A 16,495-nucleotide genomic window follows, 5' to 3' on the forward strand; every position below is an offset into this window, starting at 1 on the left:
GCCCGCCTACCGGGCGCTCCTGACCAGGTCCGCGATGCGGATGAGCGGTTCGGCGTACGAGGGCCAGTCGAGGCCGTCGACGCTGAGCGTGGGCCGGCGGCGGACCCCGTCCACCGCGCCCGCCGAGACGATCGCGGTCAGCAGGTCGGACGACCAGGCGGGCTCCAGCAGCGTCCGCAGCTCGGGCACCTCGGGGCGCAGCAGCGACAGCGCGCCGACGAGGGCTGCGGCGGCCCAGTTGGAGGTGCCGCCGACGAGCAGGGCGTCCGCGCCCACCACGCAGCGGATCCGCTCGCCGGAGGCGACCACCCGGCCGACGAGTTCCGCCGGCAGGAGGCCCATTCCCAGTTCGTTGCCGCCGTCGCCGATGCCGATCCGAAACGCGGAACCGGTGCGGTAGAGCCGGTCCAGAGGTGCCGTGTGCGCGCCGATGTCCTCGCCGCGCATGTTGCGGGGTCGACCGTCCGCTGCTGGCCCGACCCGTTCGCAGGCGATGAGGTGGGTCAGGCGGCCGTAGCGGGGCAGGAGGGTGGCGGCCCACTCGTCGTACCCCGCCAGCGGCGCGACATCCACCGGCAGGCCCGGCGCGGCGGCGGCGACGGCCGCCTCGACCACCGGTGCGCAGGGCTGGTCGGTGACGAGCCGGCACCGGCCACCGAGCAGGCGCAGCGCGGCGGCGATCTGGACCGCGCCGAGTGGGCCGTCGGTCTCCGCGGCGGGCGGCTCGGCGCCGGGGATGAAAAACCCGGTGAACACCGCGGCCTGCGGCGCACCCGCGGCGAGCGACCGGGCGGCGGCCAGCAGCCCGCCGGCCGCCGGCGCGGCCAGCGCCGCGCTGCCCCGGCCCACCTCTCGTGCGGCGACGCGTTCCAGTGCGGCGATGGTCTCGTCGATGCGCACCGCGTGCCTCCCCGGCGACAGTGGACGGACCCAGGGTAACGGGGCCCGGCCAGGCTGCGGATCGAGCGGAGCAAGAGCACGTTCGCTACGGAAATCAGCGGTCAACCACGACCATGGCAGTGAAAACCGTTGACGTGCTGTCAGGCCGGAACGGCCTTGCGCTACACCCTGACAGTTGTCCGCACCGGCCGCCGGTGGGAGCGTGCGGTATCCACGAACGCCGCTGGAGGGTTGCCACGATGACCGATGACCTGCTGGCCCGGCACCGGGCCGTGCTCCCGCCCTGGATGCCCCTCTACTACGCCGAGCCGATCGAGCTGGTGTCCGGCTCGGGTCGCCGGGTCACCGACGCCCAGGGCCGCACCTACCTGGATTTCTTCGGCGGCGTACTGACCAACATGATCGGGTACGACATCCCGGAGATCCGGGAGGCCGTCGAGCGGCAGCTCGCCACCGGCATCGTGCACACCTCGACCCTCTATCTGATCCGCCACCAGGTCGAGCTGGCCGAGAAGATCGCGCAGCGCTCCGGCATCGGAGACGCCCGGGTGTTCTTCACGAACTCCGGCACCGAGGCGAACGAGGCGGCGCTGCTGGTCGCCACCAACTATCGCCGATCCCACCAGGTCCTGGCCGTGCGCAACAGCTACCACGGCCGGTCGTACGCGACCATGGGCGTGACCGGCAACCGCACCTGGTCGGCCAGCGCGCTCAACCCGCTCCAGGTGGCCTGGTTGCACTCCGGCGACCGCGTACGCGGTCTGCTGGCGCGGCTCAGCGCCGAGGAGCTCATCGACGCGGCAGTGGAGGACCTGCGCGAGGTGCTCGCCACCCAGACCTCCGGCGACGTGGCCGCGCTGATCGCCGAGCCGATCCAGGGCGTGGGCGGCTTCGTCCACCCACCGGACGGGCTCTTCGCGGGCTGGAAGAAGGTCCTCGACGAGCACGGCATCCTGTTCATCGCCGACGAGGTGCAGACCGGCTGGGGGCGTACCGGGGAGCACTTCTGGGGCTACCAGGCGCACGGCGTCACCCCGGACCTGCTCACCTTCGCCAAGGGCATCGGCAACGGGTTCGCGCTGGCCGGGGTGGTCGGCCGGGCCGAGGTGCTCCAGGCGGTGCAGGGAATCAGCTTCTCCACGTTCGGCGGCAACCCGATCTCGACGGCGGCCGGTAACGCGGTGCTCGACTACCTGATCGCACACGACCTCCAGGCGAACGCGGCCCGCGTCGGCGCGATCCTCGCCGACGGCCTGCGGTCCGCCGTGGGCGGTCTCGACTGCGTCGCCGAGGTACGCGGAAAGGGGCTCATGCTCGGCGTCGAGTTCGTCCGACCGGGTAGCGGTGAGCCGGATGTCGCCCTGACCAACCGCGTCTTCGAGGCGTGCCGCGACGGTGGTCTGCTCACCGGCAAGGGCGGCCTGTACGGCAACGTGCTGCGGATGGGTCCACCGTTGACACTCACCGAGGAGGAGGCCCGCGAGGGCCTGGCGATCCTCGTCGACGCAATCCGCTCGTCGGCGGAGGTGGCGGCATGAGCATCGGCGGTCCGGGCGGCACGAGCATCGGCCACTTCGTCGACGGCAAGCGGGTCGGCGGCACGTCCGAGCGGCGCGGTGACGTGTTCGATCCGGCCACGGGTCGTCGTACCGCCGAAGTCGAGCTGGCCTCGACCGCGGACGTCGACGTCGCGGTGCGGGCCGCCGCCCGCGCGGCCCGCGACTGGCGCGACGCGTCGCTGGCGAAGCGGTCGGCCGTGTTGTTCGCGTTCCGCGAGCTGGTGCACGCCCGGCGCGACCGGCTCGCCGAGGTGATCACGGCCGAGCACGGCAAGGTGCTCGCCGACGCCGCCGGCGAGGTGCAGCGCGGCCTCGAGGTCATCGAGTACGCCTGCGGCCTGCCGTCGGCCCTGCGCGGCGCGTTCAGCGAGAACGTCTCCACCGAGGTCGACTCGTACACGATCCGGCAGCCACTCGGTGTGGTGGCGGTGATCTCGCCGTTCAACTTCCCGGTGATGGTGCCACTGTGGTTCGTGCCGGTGGCGGTCGCCTGCGGCAACGCTGTCGTGCTCAAGCCGAGCGAGAAGGACCCGAGTGCGGCGCTGCTGCTGGCCGAGTGGTTCGCCGAGGCCGGCCTGCCCGACGGGGTGTGCAACGTGGTCAACGGCGACGCCGAGGCCGTCGACGCGCTGCTGGACCACCCCGAGGTGCGCGCGGTGTCGTTCGTCGGCTCCACCCCGATCGCCCGGCACGTCTACCAGCGCGGCACCGCCGCCGGTAAGCGCGTACAGGCGCTCGGTGGGGCGAAGAACCACATGGTCGTGCTCCCCGACGCCGACCTGGACCTGGCTGCCGACGCGGCGGTCAACGCCGGTTTCGGCTCGGCGGGGGAGCGGTGCATGGCCATCTCCGTGCTGGTGGCCGTGGAGCCGGTGGCGGACGCCCTGGTGGAGCGGATCGCCGCCCGGATGGCCGGGCTGCGTACCGGCGACGGCCGGCGGGGTTGCGACATGGGACCGCTGGTCACCGCGGCGCACGCCGACCGGGTGCGCTCCTACGTGGACGCGGGTGTGGCCGCCGGCGCGGTGCCGGTCGTCGACGGGCGGGACGTGACACCCGACGGCGATCCGGAGGGCTTCTGGCTCGGTCCGACCCTGTTCGACCGGGTCACCCCGGACATGTCGATCTACACCGACGAGATCTTCGGTCCGGTGCTCAGCGTCGTCCGGGTCGACTCGTACGACGAGGCCGTGGAACTGGTCAACGCCAGCCCGTACGGCAACGGCACGGCGATCTTCACCAACGACGGCGGTGCCGCCCGGCGCTACCAGCACGAGGTGGAGGTCGGCATGGTCGGCATCAACGTGCCCATCCCGGTGCCCATGGCGTACCACTCGTTCGGCGGCTGGAAGTCGTCCCTCTTCGGCGACCTGCACGCCCACGGCGAGGACGGGGTGCGGTTCTTCACCCGGGGCAAGGTGGTCACCAGCCGGTGGCTGGACCCGCGCCACGGTGGCGTGAACCTGGGATTCCCCACCCAGACCTGACCGATACCGATTACCCGGCTGCGCCGCCCGCCCCCTTAGATCTGCACAACATCACGGAAACTGTTGCCTCACGACGCCGTGAGGCAGCAGTTTCGGGGTAAGTGCGCGGATCTTGGGCGGCTTGGGGACGGGTCGGGCACCTCGAGGTGGGGGTCAGGGGGTGGGGAAGAGGAGGGCGTGCAGGGCTGCCGGGTCGGTGACCTCGGGGAGTTCGCGGGCGGCGAGCCAGGCGGCCGCGGCGGCGCCGTCGCCGGCGGTGCGCAGGGGTGCCGACGGCCAGCGCTGACCGACCTCGGCGCGGACGGCCCGGGCGAGCGGGGTGTCCGCGATGAGGAGTCCGCCGCCGAGCACGACGGGCGTCGTCGACTCCGCGGGGCGGATGCGGGTGACGCTCTCGGCCAGGTGGGCGGCGGCCTCGGCGATCAGGGCGGTGGCGACCGGTTCGCCGTCGGTCGCGGCGGTCACCACCAGCGGTGCCAGGCGGGCCAGGTCGATCGGCGGTCGACGGGTGACGGCCTGGACGGTGGCGTCGACCGTGTCGCGGGGCCGGGGGGCGACGTCCGAGCTGCCCACCAGTTCGGTGAGCAGGGCCGCGCCCAGGGTGCCCGGGGTGTTCCCCGCGTCCAGGTCGGCGAGGAGTCGGCGGACCGCCTCGCGGCCGAGCCAGAAGCCCGATCCGGCGTCGCCGAGCAGCCAGCCGTGTCCGTCGGCGACGCGGTCCAGGCGCAGGTCGACGACCTGGGCGGTGATCGCGCCGGTGCCGGCGATGAGGATCGTCCCGTCGGGCTCGGAGCTGCCCGAGGCGTAGGCGACGAGGGCGTCACCGTGCACGGCGTACGGGCAGCGTAGGCCGGCGTCGTGCCAGGCACGGTCGAAGGCGGCGCGCCCGTTGGGGTCGGCGAGGAGTCGGGGCGCGCCGGCGAGCCCGATGGTGCCGGCGGCCACCCGGTTCGGGTCGACGTCGGCGAGGGCGGCGCGCAGCGCGCTCAGCACCTCGGCGGCGGCCCGTTCGGCACCGTGGCTGGTGGGGTTACCGCCGCCCGCCTTGCCGGTGCCGAGGCGTTCGCCGGCGAGGGTCAGGGCGGTCGCCCGGGTGGACGTACCCCCGACGTCGAGGCCGACCACGACGGTGTCGGACATCGGCACGAGCCTCCTTGCTCTGCGCGGTCATGGGCCTGTTCATGCTGGTCGGCGCCGCCCTCCGGGGCAACCCGGGCGGGCACTGGAGGGCTGTGCGGGAGGTAACAGTTTGAAAACTTCGCCCACAGTCTTGACACGGAGGGCCGTTCAGTAAGAACTTTTACCACTAACAGTTAACAGTCTTTTCGGAAAGTTGAGGCGCCCCATGGTTGATCACGAGGTGGACACCGCCGCGGGGACCGCGGTGGTCGACGCCTACGCGATCGACCGAAGGAGTGCGGCCTCCGACGGGGTGCTGGCGCGGGTACGCAACGGGCTCGGCGAGCTGACCGGCGCGCTGCGTCGGGTCGCCGAGCACGTGCTCAGCGACCCGGAGGCCGCGGCGCGCTCGACCATCGTGGAGCTGGCCGAGCGCAGCGGCACCTCGCCGGCCACCATCACCCGCTTCTGCCGGGCGATGGGCTTCGAGGGGTACGCCGACCTGCGCCTCGGGATCGCCGCCGAGACCGGGCGGGCCCGCTCCGCCGGCTGGACCGTCGACATCGGCCGCGAGATCCAGCCGAACGACCCCCTCGCCCGGGTCCTCGACCAGATCATGGCCGCCGACACCCGCGCCATGCACGACACCGCCGCGCTGCTCGACCTCGGCGAGGTGGAGCGCGCCGCGGTGGCCATCGCCGGCGCCAACCGGGTGAACATCTTCGGGGCCAGCGGCAGCGCGCTGGTGGGCGAGGAGATGCAGTTCAGCCTGCACCGCATCGGGGTGGCCGCCTGGGCCTGGAGCGACGTGCACGAGGGGCTGGCCAGCGCCGCGCTGCTCGGCGCCGGCGACGTCGCGCTCGGCATCTCGCACACCGGCCAGACCCGGGAGACCATCGAGATGCTCGCCGAGGCGGGCAGCAGGGGTGCCACGACCCTCGCCCTCACCGGTTTCCCCCGCTCACCGCTGGCCGAGCTGGCCGACATCGTGCTGCTCACGGCCAGCCAGGCGACCACCTTCCGGCCGGACGCGCTCTCCGCCCGCCACCCGCAACTGGTGGTGCTCGACCTGCTCTACATCGCCGTCGCCCAGCGCACCCACGACCGCGCCCACGCGGCCTTCCGGCGTACCGCGCAGGCCGTCGACGGGCACAAGGCAGCGAAGGGAACCCTTTCATGATCAGTGCACAGGGGTACGCGGACGCCGTCCGCCCGGTGCTCGACCGGCTGCTCGACTCGGAGGCCGACGGGATCACCCGGGCCGCCGACCTGATCACCGACAGCCTGCGCTCCGGCGGCGTGCTCCAGGCGTTCGGGGCCGGGCACTCCGAGGCGTTCGCCGCCGAGCTGGTCGCCCGCGCGGGCGGGCTGGTCCCCACGAACCGGCTGTCGGTACGGGACCTGGTGGTGCACGGCGACGCCCCGCGCGACGTGCTCGCCGACCCGAAGCTGGAACGTGATCCCTCCATCGCCCACCAGATCTACGCGCTCGCGGCGCCCCAGCCGCGCGACGTGTTCGTGGTGGCGTCCCAGTCCGGCATCAACGGCTCGGTGGTCGAGCTGGCGGCGCTGGTCACCGAACGCGGTCACCCGTTGATCGCGGTCACCTCGGTCGAGCACACCGCGCGGGTGGCGCCACGGCACCCGTCCGGTCAACGGCTCGCCGACCTTGCCGACGTCGTGCTGGACAACGGCGCGCCGTACGGTGACGCACTGCTGCCGCTCGAGGGCGGCGGCGCGGTCTGTGCGGTCTCCTCGGTCACCACGGCGCTGCTGGCGCAGTTGCTGACCGCTGAGGTCGTCCGACGGTTCCACCAGGCCGGAGAGGTGCCCCCTATCTACCTCTCCGCCAACGTCCCCGGCGGGGACGAGCACAACATCGCCCTCGAGTCGCGGTACGCCGGGCGTCTCCGGCGTACCGCCTGACCCGAATTCCACAAGGAGAGACGACGATGTCGATTACCCCCGAGCACCCGGCCGCGCTCGACCGCCGCACGGTGCTGCGTCGCGCCGCCGCCGTGGGCATGCTCGCCACTCCGGCCATCGGCCTGCTCAGCGCCTGCGCGACGAGCAGCGGCGGCGACAAGGACAACGAGAAGGCCGCCGAAGGTACCAAGAGCGAGAAGAACCCGCTGGGCGTCAAGGACGACGCTCCCATCGAGGTGATCATCTTCAACGGCGGTTACGGCGAGAAGTACGCGACCGACGTGCACGAGCCGCTGTACAAGAAGGCGTTCCCCAAGGCGGAGATCAAGCACCAGTCCACGCAGGCCGTCTCCACGGTGCTCCAGCCGCGGTTCGCGTCCGGCAACCCGCCGGAGTTCGTGAACAACTCGGGCGAGAAGCTGATCGACTTCGGCTCGCTCGTCGCCGACGGTCAGCTCCAGGACCTCACCGAGCTGTGGGACGCCCCGTCGGTCGACGACGCCACCAAGAAGGTCCGGGACACCGTGGTGCCGGGCACCGTCGAGGCGGGCTCGTTCAACGGCAAGCCGTACGTGCTGTACTACGTCTCCACCGTCTTCGGCATCTGGTACTCGGCCAAGCTGTTCAAGGACAACGGCTGGGCCCCGGCGAAGACCTGGGACGACTTCATCAAGCTGCTCACCGCCATCAAGGCCAAGGGCATCACGCCCTACGGGTACGCGGGCGCGAACGCGGCCTACTACCAGTGGAACGTGATCCTCACCCAGGCTGCCAAGATCGGCGGCGTCGACGTGCTGAAGAACATCGACAACCTGGAGGACGGTGCCTGGAAGCAGGACGCGGTCAAGCAGGCCGCGACGGCGTGGGCCGAGGTCGGCGCGAAGTTCAGCGACAAGAGCTTCGAGGGCCTCAAGCACACCGACGTGCAGCTGCGGCAGAACCAGTACAAGGTGGCCCTGTACCCCAGCGGTGACTGGCTGGAGGGTGAGCAGAAGCAGGACACCCCGGCCGGCTTCGACTACCAGCTCATGCCGGTGCCGAGCCTCACCGCGTCGGACAAGCTGCCGGCCACCGCGCTGCGGGCCACCGCGGGCGAGGGCTACTTCGTCTCGGCCAAGAGCAAGAACCCCAAGGGCGGTCTGGAGTACATGCGCCAGATGCTGTCCGTGGCGGGTGCGAAGGGCTTCACCGAGGTCGTCAAGGCCCCGACCGTGGTCCCCGCCGGCTCGGAGGGCTTCGCCTTCCCGCCCGGTGTGGCCAGCTCGCAGGCCGCGCTCAAGGCGGCCGGTCAGGACGTGTTCAACCTGTACTTCGACGGCTGGTACAAGGAGCTCGACACGGAGGCGCGCAGCGCCACCAACGAGCTGATGTTCGGCCGGATCAACGCGGACGCCTTCGTGGAGCGGATCCAGAAGCGCGCCGACGCGATCAAGAAGGACAGCTCGGTCGCCAAGTTCAAGCGCTGATCGATCGGAGCTAGGGTCATGCGGCACGGCAAGTATCCATTCGTGATCGGGTTCCTGTTCCCCCCGGTCGCGCTGTACGTGACATTCGTGATCTGGCCGTACGCGCAGGCGTTCCAGATCTCGATGACCAACTGGCGGGGGCTCTCCGCCCCACAGTGGGTGGGCTTCGACAACTACCGGAAGCTGCTCGACGACGGCGCCTTCTGGAAGGCGGTCCAGCACCACGGCGTACTGCTGCTTGCCCTGCCGCTGATCACCATCGCCATCGCGTTGTTCTTCGCCTTCCTGCTCAACGTGGGCGGCAAGAGCAGTGGCGGTCAACGCCAGGGGGTCTGGGGGGCGAAGTTCTACCGGGTGGTGTTCTTCTTCCCCCAGGTCCTGGCGGTGGCGATCATCGCGGTGCTGTTCCAGATGGTCTACCGGCCGAACGAGTCCGGCCTGATCAACGGCGTGCTGATGAAGTTCGGCCTGGAGCCGATCCTCTTCCTCATCAAGCCGAATTTGGCCCTCTGGTCGATCCTCGGGGTGCTGGTCTGGCAGGCCGTCGGCTTCTACGTGGTGCTCTTCTCGGCCGGGATGGCCTCCATCCCGGGCGAGATCTACGAGGCCGCGGAGATGGACGGGGCGAGCAGGGTGACGTTGTTCTTCCGGGTCACCCTGCCGCTGCTCTGGGACACCCTCCAGGTCGCGTGGGTCTACCTGGGCATCGCGGCGTTCGACGCGTTCGCCATCGTTGCCGTGCTCTCGGTCGACGGCGGCGGCCCGGACGGCGCCACCACCGTGCTGGCCATGGAGATCTACCGCAACGCGTTCGTCTACTCGAAGTACGGCTACGCCTCCGCGATGGGCGTGGCGCTGTTCTTCCTCACCCTCACGTTCGCGGCGCTGACGCTGCGGCTCACCAAGCGGGAAAGCGTGGAGTACTGATGAACCCGCAGTCGACGCTGCCGCCGACGCCGGCGGCGCTACCTCCGAAGACCGGCGAGGGGTCCGCGACCGGCGGTCGGCGTGACAAGGGTCCCCGCTCGGAGGTACGGCTCTTCGCCAGCCTCGGGCACATCGCGCTCGCCGTGTGGGCGGTGATCGTGATCGTCCCGATCCTGTGGACGTTCCTCGCCGCGTTCAAGAACACCAGCGAGATCTTCAGCAGCCCGTGGACGCTCCCGGCGGAGCTGCGCTGGGAGAACTTCGGCCGGGCGTGGACCAAGGCGAACGTCGGCCGGTACTTCCTGAACAGCGTCTTCGTGGTCGCGTGCAGCACCTTCGGCACCATGCTGCTCGGCTCGATGGCCGCGTACGTGCTGGCGCGGTACAAGTTCTGGGGCAACCGGGCGATCTACTACCTGTTCGTCTCGGGGCTGGCGTTCCCGGTGTTCCTGGCCCTGGTGCCGCTGTTCTTCGTGGTGAAGCAGCTGGGCATGCTGGACACCTACCAGGGCGTGATCCTGGTCTACATCGCCTACTCGCTGCCGTTCACGATCTTCTTCCTGGCCGCGTTCTTCAAGACGCTGCCGTCCTCGGTCGCCGAGGCGGGGATGATCGACGGCTGCGGGCACACCCGGCTGTTCTTCCAGGTCATGATGCCGATGGCGAAGCCGGGCCTGATCAGCGTGGCGATCTTCAACATCATCGGGCAGTGGGCGCAGTACCAGCTCCCGTTGGTGCTGCTCTCCAATGCCAAGGACAAGTGGGTGCTCACCCAGGGCATCGCCGACATCTCGGTCAACGCCGGCTACGAGGCCGACTGGTCCGGGCTGTTCGCCGCGCTGACCATCGCCATCCTTCCGATGATCATCGTGTACGCGGTTTTCCAGCGTCAGATCCAGGCCGGCCTGACCTCCGGGGCGGTGAAGTAGCACCGGTCAGCGACCGTCGGCGTGGGCGTGCCACGAGCGCCAGAGCGCGGCGTACGCCCCGCCGGCCGTCACGAGCTCGTCGTGGCTGCCGATCTCGGTGATCCGGCCGTCCGCCAGGACGGCCACCCGGTCGGCGTCGTGCGCGGTGTTCAGCCGGTGCGCGATGGCGATGACCGTTCGGCCGACGAGTACGGCCGCGAGGGCCCGCTCGGTCCGCCGGGCGGTGCTCGGGTCGAGCGCGGCGGTCGCCTCGTCCAGGATCAGCGTGTGCGGGTCGGCGAGCACCAGCCGGGCCAGCGCCACCTGCTGGGCCTCCGCCGCGCCGAGTCGCCGGGCGCCGTCGCCGAGAGCGGTGTCCAGACCGTCGGGTAGTTCGTCGAACCAGTCCGCGCCGACGGTGGCCAGCGCGGCGAGCATCTGCTCGTCGGTGGCGTCCGGAGCGGCGAACGCCAGGTTGTCGCGGACCGAGCCGATGAAGACGTGGTGCTCCTGGGTGACCAGGGCGATCCGCCGTCGTCGTTCGGCCGGTTCCAGGTCGGTGACGGGGCAGCCGCCGATACTGACCACGCCCTGCCGTGGCGCGTCGATCCCGGCGAGCAGTCGGGCCAGGGTCGACTTGCCCGCGCCCGACGGGCCGACGACGGCCAGCCGTTCCCCGGGCCGTACCTCCAGGTCGATGCCGTGCAGCACGTCGTGCCCGTCGGCGTACGAGAACCGCGCCTCGCGGACGACGAGCCGCTCGCCCCGCGAGGTGGCCGTGGTGCCGGGCGGCTCGGGCGGGACCAGGCCCACGCCGAGCACCCGGGCGTACGACGCGAAGCCACGCTGTGCCTGCTCGGTCCACTGGAGCAGCCGGTCCATCGGGTCGATGGCCTGTTGCAGGTAGAGCGCGGCGGCGACCACCGACCCGAGCGGCACCAGGTCGGCGGAGAGGAGATAGCCGCCGACGAGCAGGACCAGGGCGATCGGCAGCGGATAGCTGGCCTCGACGATGGAGAAGAACACCGTACGCAGCGCGAGCGTCGCCCGGCGGGCCTGCCACAGACGCGCGACGCGGGTGGTGCCGTACCGGATGCGGTCGTCGGTTAGCCGCAGCGCCTCCACCGTGCGGGCGCCCTCGGCGGTGGTGGTCAACGCCTCGGTCAACTCGGCCGCCTCGGCGCCCTCGGCGAGGTACGCGGAGCTGGCGCGCCGCAGGTACCAGCGGGTCGCCGTCACGATCGACGGCAGCCCGGCCAGCGCCGCGAGCCCGAGCAGGGGGTGCAGCAGGAACACCGCGCCGAACAGCAACGTCAACTGCACCGAGGCGATGACGATGGTGGGCGCCACGTCCCGGACCGTGGTCCCGACCGTCGCCACGTCGACCGAGCTGCGGGTCGCCAGATCCCCGGCCCCGGCACGCTCGACGACCGATACCGGTAGCGCGAGCGTCCGGTCGACGAACTGCTCGCGCAGCTCGGCGACGGCGCGTTCGCCGAAGCGGTGACCGGCGTACTGGGCGTACCGGGAGAGCAGCGCGCTCACCACGACGCAGCCGGCGATCGCCAGGGCCAGCCGGTCCACGGTCGCCACGCCCGCGCCCGCCATGACCCGGTCGACGATGGTGCCCAGCAGCCACGGCGGGGCGAGCCCGGCGAGCGCGGCGGCGCTGTGCAGCACCAGCACGACGCCGACGGCCCGGCGATGCCTGCTGATCATGTCCCGCAGGGCGCGGCGAACGGTCCCGCGGTCCGCGACCGGCAGCCGGCTCACCGGTGCGCCTCCTCGGCGTCGTCGCGGCGCTCGACGAGCGGATCGTCGCTGCCGCGGGCGACCAGGTGCCGGTAACCGGGGACGTATTCGAGCAGGCCGTCGTGGGTGCCGGTGGCGGTGATCCGGCCCGCGCTCAGGTGCGCGACCTCGTCGGCACGGCCGAGCAGCAGCGGTGACGTGGCGAACACCAGGGTGGTCCGTCCGGCCCGCGCCGCGTGCAGCCGCTCGGCGATCCGCGCCTCGGTGTGCGCGTCCACGGCGGAGGTGGGGTCGACGAGGATCAGCACCTCCGGCTCGGCGAGCAGGGCCCGGGCCAGGCGTACCCGCTGGCGTTGACCGCCGGAGAGCGTCCGGGCCTGGGCGTCCAGCGGGGTGTCCAGCCCGGCCGGCAGGGCGTCGACGATGTCGTCGGCCGACGCGGTCCGCAGAGCGGCACGGACGTCGTCGTCGGTCCCCGGGCTCAGCACGTCCCGCAGCGTCCCGGCGAAGAGGTACGAGTCGTGGTCGGCGACGAGGATCCGGGCACGGACCTCGTCCAGGGCGACAGCGGTCAGCGGTACGCCGCCCCAGGTGGCGTCGCTGAGGACGTACCGGCCGAGCCGGTCGGCAAGCGCCACGGCGTCCGCCGGGTCGTCGGCGGCGACGGCGGTCAGCCGGCCGGCGCGTACGGTCAGCCCGCTCGCCGGGTCGCGCAGGTCGGCGGGCCCGGTCGGCGCGGCCACGGCGTACGGGTCTCGCGTGCCGGGGACGACGGCCGGCCACCGGCGGCCCGGCCCGCCGACGTCGTCCGGGGTGAGCCGGAGCAGCCCGGCGATCCGGCCGGCCGCGATCCGACCACGGATGAGCTGGTGACCGCCCTCCAACAGGAACCAGACCGGCACGATCAGGGTCGCCACGTAGCCGTAGACGGCGACGAGTTCGCCGATCGTGACGTCACCGGTCACCGCCATCCGGGCGGTCAACCACACCACGACCGCCAGGAACAGGCCGGGGATGGCCACCGTCGCCGCGTCGATCCAGCTGACGACCGCGCCGACGCGGTAGCCCTCGGCGCGCAGGTCCTGCGACCGGCTCGCGTACCGGCGGGCGAAGAGATCCCGACCACCCACCCCGGCGAGCACCCGCAGCCCGGCCACGATGTCGCCGGACCGGGCGGTCAGCGCGCCCTGCTGCCCGCGGTAGACCGACTCCACGCGTTCCAGCCGGCGCAGCAGCGGCCCGACGACGAGCGCGACCGCCGGCACGCCCACCAGCACGCAGAGCGCGAGCAGCGGGGAGATCGACCAGAGCACCGCGGCGATGACCCCGTACGCGACGATCGCCCCGACCCCGGGCCCGGTCAACGTCAGCACCTGCGCCGTCCACTCGATGTCGGACCCACCGATGGTGGCCACCTCACCGGCGGCGGAACGACGCGGTAGCGCCGCGCCGACCCGGGACAGGTGACGCAGCAGCACCTCCGCGGAGCGGGCCTTGGCGTCCTCCCGGATGAAGGTCATCGTGCGGTGCCGCATGATCCCCAGGTACGACAACGCCACTCCCGCCACGACGATCGCCGCGACCCACAGGACCAGGGCGCGGGTGTCGCGGTCGCGCAGACCGTCGTCGACGGCACGGGCGATCAGGTAGGGCCGAACCGACAGCCCGACCATCCAGGCCGTGCCGAGCAGGCTGCCGCGCAGCACCCGCCAGGGCTGCCGACGGACGAGCCACCACAGGTACCGCATCGGACCGCGGGTGTCGGGAGTGCCGGGGTCGGGGTGCGGAATCTGGACGGGCACCCTGGCCACGCTACCGAGCGCCGGGCCGACCCACCGACCGGTTTTCCTGTCGCAGGGGGAAGGCAGAATCACATTTCGTGCTGGTGGCGGTGGTGGCGGATGAGCAGGGCGGGGGAGCGTTGCGCCCGCTCGACGCCGCTGGCCGTCCCTCCGGCCCGATCGAGACGGCGACCGACCTCGCCGCCGCGGTGGCCGCCCGGGAGGCGGCCGAGCGTCCCCGCTGGGTCTGGGCCACCGCGGGCACGATCTACCCGGCGTTGCTGCGGGCCGGCGTGCGGGTCGAGCGGTGCCACGACGTGGAGTTGACCGAGGCGCTGCTGCTCGGGCACGCCGGCCGGTGGGGCGAGCCCCGCGCGCTGGCCGCCGCCTGGGCCCGCCTGACCGGCGGGCCCGTGCCGGCCGACCCGCCGCCGCGTGCCGTCGCGCCGCCCGGTCACGGCCAGGGCGCGCTCTTCGACACGCTGCCCGGCCCGCCGGGCCCGGGCATCGAGGCACTGACCCAGGTGTACGCCGACCAGCTCGCCCGGGCCGCGCGGACCGAGCACCCCGGCCGGTTCCGGCTGCTGGTGGCCGCCGAGTCGGCTGGCGCCCTGATCGCTGCGGAGATGGGTGCCGCCGGGCTGCCCTGGCGGGCCGACGTGCACGACGCGATTCTCGCCGAGCTGCTGGGTGAGCCGTCCCCGGTGGGTGGGCCGCCGCGCCGGTTGGCCGAGCTGGCGGCCCGGATCGCCGACGCGTTCGGCGTCCGCCGGCTGCACGCCGACTCCCCGGCCGAGCTGCTCAAGGCCTTCGCCCGGGCCGGGGTGGAGCTGCCCAACACCCGGGCCTGGGTGCTGCGCGGTGTGGACCATCCCGCGGTGCCCCTGGTGCTCGAATACAAGGAGCTGTACCGGATCTGGACGGCGCACGGCTGGTCCTGGCGTGAGCAGTGGGTGCGCGACGGCCGGTTCCAGCCGGAGTACGTGCCGGGCGGGGTCGTCTCCGGGCGCTGGGCGACCCGTGGCGGTGGCGCGTTGCAGATCCCCAAGGTGATCCGTCGGGCGGTGGTGGCCGACCCGGGCTGGCGGCTGGTGGTCGCCGACGCCGGCCAGTTGGAGCCCCGCGTCCTGGCTGCGGTCTCCGGGGACGCCCGGTTGGCGGCGGCGGGCGGCGCCGGTGACCTGTACGCCGCGCTGGCCCGGGAGTCGTTCGGCGGTGACCGCCCCCGGGCCAAGGTGGCGCTGCTGGGCGCGATGTACGGGCAGACCGGCGGGGCGGCGGTGCCCGCGCTGGCGGTGCTGAAACACAGCTACCCGACGGCGTTCGGCTACGTCGAGGCGGCGGCGCGCACCGGCGAGGCGGGCGGTTTGGTGCGCTCGTGGCTGGGGCGTACCTGCCCACCGGGTTCGATCGGGTTCGCCGACCCGGACGAGGGGCCGGTCGACCCGGATGCCGCCGCCGATCGGCAGAGCCCACGGGCGCGCGCCGCCCGGTCCCGGGGCCGATTCACCCGCAACTTCGTCATCCAGGCCACCGCCGCCGAGTGGGCCTCCACGCTGCTGGCGACGCTGCGCACCGAGCTGGCCGGCACCAACGCCGAACTGGTGTTCTTCCAGCACGACGAGGTGATCGTGCACTGTCCCGCCGAGCAGGCCGAGGCCGTCGCGGCGGCGGTTCACCGGGCGGGTGACCGGGCCACCGCACTGCTGTTCGGTGCCACCCCGGTGCGCTTCCCGCTGGACCTGTCCATAGTCGACTGCTACGCCGACGCCACCTGACCGGCCCGGCCGCCGGGTTCGATGGCGGTCCGTTGCGTAACGGTTGCACTATTTTCCCTTTTCGCCCCGCCACCCGTGCACGACCCTCCTCGTTGCAGTGTCCGTAGGAGGGGCCGAGCGGTCACGGTCGGTCCCGTGCTTGAGGGGGCGCAGCTGAACCGGATCGCAGGAATGATCATCGCCGCAGGCGGGGGACGCCGTATCGGCGGGCCCGAGGCGCTGCTGCACCAGGGGGAGAAACCCCTGGTCAACCAGATGATCGACACGATGACCGAGGCGGGCTGCGAGCAGATCGTGGTCGTGCTGGGGGCCGCCGCCGACCAGGTCCGCGAGACCGCCGACCTGGACAAGGTCACCGTCGTGGTCAACAAGGCATGGGGCACCGGGGTCGGCTCGTCCATCCGCGCCGGTCTGGCCGCCATGGACGACGAGGGAATCGAGGCGGTGGTGGTGGTGCCAGTCGACATGCCGGGGCTCACCGCCGCAGCGGTATGCCGGGTGGCCGCGCTGCCGTACCCGGATGTGCTGGTCTGCGCCACCTACGACGGGCTGCGCGGCTACCCGATGCTGTTCGGCCGCCGGCACTGGCCCGGCATCGCCACCCTGGCCAGCGCCGACGTGGGCGCCCGGCCGTACCTGCTGGCGCACAAGGACCAGATCGTCGACATCGCCTGCGACTCGGTCGCCGACGGCAGCCGCGTCGACAGTCCGGAGCTGATGGAGCTCTACGGCCTGACCGTCCCATCCCAGCGCGTCGAGGTCTAGTAGCACCAGCGCCACGCCGCGCCGTCCTTGGGCCGCGCCGTCCTTGGGCCGCGCCGTCCTTGGGCCGCGCCGTCCTTGGGCCGCGCCGTCCTTGGGCCGCGCCGTCCTTGGGCCGCGCCGTCCTTGG

13 protein-coding genes are annotated in these 16,495 nt (G+C 72.4%); 9 read left to right on the forward strand and 4 right to left on the reverse strand.

Going from position 1 to position 16,495, the window contains the following annotated elements:
- Window positions 1-6: 6 nt before the first annotated feature.
- Window positions 7-900, reverse strand: a complete 894-nt coding sequence (locus tag ABZU91_RS26395) for a glutamate cyclase domain-containing protein (RefSeq protein ID WP_355245738.1) — start codon at window positions 898-900, stop codon at window positions 7-9.
- Between the two features lie 239 nt (window positions 901-1,139).
- On the opposite strand from ABZU91_RS26395, the gene ABZU91_RS26400 reads away from it, so the two are divergent.
- Window positions 1,140-2,438: an aspartate aminotransferase family protein gene (locus tag ABZU91_RS26400; RefSeq protein WP_355245741.1), complete on the forward strand. Its 1,299-nt coding sequence runs from the start codon at window positions 1,140-1,142 to the stop codon at window positions 2,436-2,438.
- The gene (locus ABZU91_RS26405; protein ID WP_355245744.1) at window positions 2,435-3,946 is read left to right on the forward strand and encodes a CoA-acylating methylmalonate-semialdehyde dehydrogenase; all 1,512 of its coding nucleotides are present in this window, start codon (window positions 2,435-2,437) and stop codon (window positions 3,944-3,946) included. The genes ABZU91_RS26400 and ABZU91_RS26405 overlap by 4 nt, the downstream gene beginning before the upstream one ends.
- Before the next feature lie 153 nt (window positions 3,947-4,099).
- Here the strand turns inward: ABZU91_RS26405 and ABZU91_RS26410 are convergent, their stop codons facing one another.
- A complete protein-coding gene (locus ABZU91_RS26410) occupies window positions 4,100-5,086 on the reverse strand; it encodes a BadF/BadG/BcrA/BcrD ATPase family protein (RefSeq protein ID WP_355245747.1) in 987 nt (328 codons plus the stop codon).
- Between the two features lie 205 nt (window positions 5,087-5,291).
- Here ABZU91_RS26410 and ABZU91_RS26415 point away from each other — a divergent pair, with 205 nt between their 5' ends.
- Genes ABZU91_RS26415 through ABZU91_RS26435 form a run of 5 tightly spaced genes read left to right on the forward strand, consistent with a single transcriptional unit; the run spans window position 5,292 to window position 10,313 of the window.
- A complete protein-coding gene (locus tag ABZU91_RS26415) occupies window positions 5,292-6,245 on the forward strand; it encodes a MurR/RpiR family transcriptional regulator (protein ID WP_355245750.1) in 954 nt (317 codons plus the stop codon).
- Complete coding sequence (locus ABZU91_RS26420; RefSeq protein WP_355245753.1) at window positions 6,242-6,991, forward strand: SIS domain-containing protein; 750 nt, start codon at window positions 6,242-6,244, stop codon at window positions 6,989-6,991. Before ABZU91_RS26415 ends, ABZU91_RS26420 begins: the two co-directional genes overlap by 4 nt.
- 26 nt (window positions 6,992-7,017) lie before the next feature.
- Window positions 7,018-8,457 carry an N-acetylglucosamine/diacetylchitobiose ABC transporter substrate-binding protein gene (gene ngcE / locus ABZU91_RS26425; RefSeq protein ID WP_355245756.1) on the forward strand — a complete coding sequence of 480 codons (1,440 nt, stop codon included), beginning with the start codon at window positions 7,018-7,020 and terminating at the stop codon, window positions 8,455-8,457.
- Between the two features lie 18 nt (window positions 8,458-8,475).
- On the forward strand, window positions 8,476-9,384 hold the full coding sequence (locus ABZU91_RS26430; protein ID WP_355245759.1) for a sugar ABC transporter permease: 909 nt from the start codon (window positions 8,476-8,478) through the stop codon (window positions 9,382-9,384).
- Entirely contained in the window at window positions 9,384-10,313 is a 930-nt protein-coding gene (locus tag ABZU91_RS26435; RefSeq protein WP_355245762.1) for a carbohydrate ABC transporter permease, read from the forward strand. Before ABZU91_RS26430 ends, ABZU91_RS26435 begins: the two co-directional genes overlap by 1 nt.
- Before the next feature lie 6 nt (window positions 10,314-10,319).
- Here ABZU91_RS26435 and ABZU91_RS26440 read toward each other — a convergent pair whose 3' ends face one another.
- A complete protein-coding gene (locus tag ABZU91_RS26440; RefSeq protein WP_355245798.1) occupies window positions 10,320-12,011 on the reverse strand; it encodes an ABC transporter ATP-binding protein in 1,692 nt (563 codons plus the stop codon).
- A gap of 50 nt (window positions 12,012-12,061) precedes the next feature.
- The gene (locus ABZU91_RS26445) at window positions 12,062-13,792 is read right to left on the reverse strand and encodes an ABC transporter ATP-binding protein (protein WP_355245801.1); all 1,731 of its coding nucleotides are present in this window, start codon (window positions 13,790-13,792) and stop codon (window positions 12,062-12,064) included.
- Between the two features lie 131 nt (window positions 13,793-13,923).
- On the opposite strand from ABZU91_RS26445, the gene ABZU91_RS26450 reads away from it, so the two are divergent.
- Both ABZU91_RS26450 and ABZU91_RS26455 read left to right on the forward strand, forming a co-directional pair.
- Window positions 13,924-15,603, forward strand: coding sequence for a bifunctional 3'-5' exonuclease/DNA polymerase (locus ABZU91_RS26450; protein ID WP_355245765.1), 1,680 nt, complete (start codon window positions 13,924-13,926; stop codon window positions 15,601-15,603).
- A gap of 171 nt (window positions 15,604-15,774) precedes the next feature.
- The gene (locus ABZU91_RS26455) at window positions 15,775-16,368 is read left to right on the forward strand and encodes an NTP transferase domain-containing protein (RefSeq protein WP_355245768.1); all 594 of its coding nucleotides are present in this window, start codon (window positions 15,775-15,777) and stop codon (window positions 16,366-16,368) included.
- The last annotated feature ends 127 nt before the right edge of the window (window positions 16,369-16,495 follow it).

This window comes from Micromonospora sp. NPDC005174, from assembly GCF_040608495.1.
Lineage (GTDB): Bacteria > Actinomycetota > Actinomycetes > Mycobacteriales > Micromonosporaceae > Micromonospora.

Excerpts from the sequence above, each read along its gene's own strand:
- ABZU91_RS26400 (WP_355245741.1), top strand. The coding sequence starts at position 1,140 with ATGACCGATGACCTGCTGGCCCGGCACCGGGCCGTGCTCCCGCCCTGG.
- ABZU91_RS26405 (WP_355245744.1), top strand. The coding sequence starts at position 2,435 with ATGAGCATCGGCGGTCCGGGCGGCACGAGCATCGGCCACTTCGTCGAC.
- ABZU91_RS26410 (WP_355245747.1), bottom strand. The coding sequence starts at position 5,086 with ATGTCCGACACCGTCGTGGTCGGCCTCGACGTCGGGGGTACGTCCACC.
- ABZU91_RS26415 (WP_355245750.1), top strand. The coding sequence starts at position 5,292 with ATGGTTGATCACGAGGTGGACACCGCCGCGGGGACCGCGGTGGTCGAC.
- ABZU91_RS26420 (WP_355245753.1), top strand. The coding sequence starts at position 6,242 with ATGATCAGTGCACAGGGGTACGCGGACGCCGTCCGCCCGGTGCTCGAC.
- ngcE (WP_355245756.1), top strand. The coding sequence starts at position 7,018 with ATGTCGATTACCCCCGAGCACCCGGCCGCGCTCGACCGCCGCACGGTG.
- ABZU91_RS26430 (WP_355245759.1), top strand. The coding sequence starts at position 8,476 with ATGCGGCACGGCAAGTATCCATTCGTGATCGGGTTCCTGTTCCCCCCG.
- ABZU91_RS26435 (WP_355245762.1), top strand. The coding sequence starts at position 9,384 with ATGAACCCGCAGTCGACGCTGCCGCCGACGCCGGCGGCGCTACCTCCG.
- ABZU91_RS26440 (WP_355245798.1), bottom strand. The coding sequence starts at position 12,011 with ATGATCAGCAGGCATCGCCGGGCCGTCGGCGTCGTGCTGGTGCTGCAC.
- ABZU91_RS26445 (WP_355245801.1), bottom strand. The coding sequence starts at position 13,792 with ATGCGGTACCTGTGGTGGCTCGTCCGTCGGCAGCCCTGGCGGGTGCTG.
- ABZU91_RS26455 (WP_355245768.1), top strand. The coding sequence starts at position 15,775 with ATGATCATCGCCGCAGGCGGGGGACGCCGTATCGGCGGGCCCGAGGCG.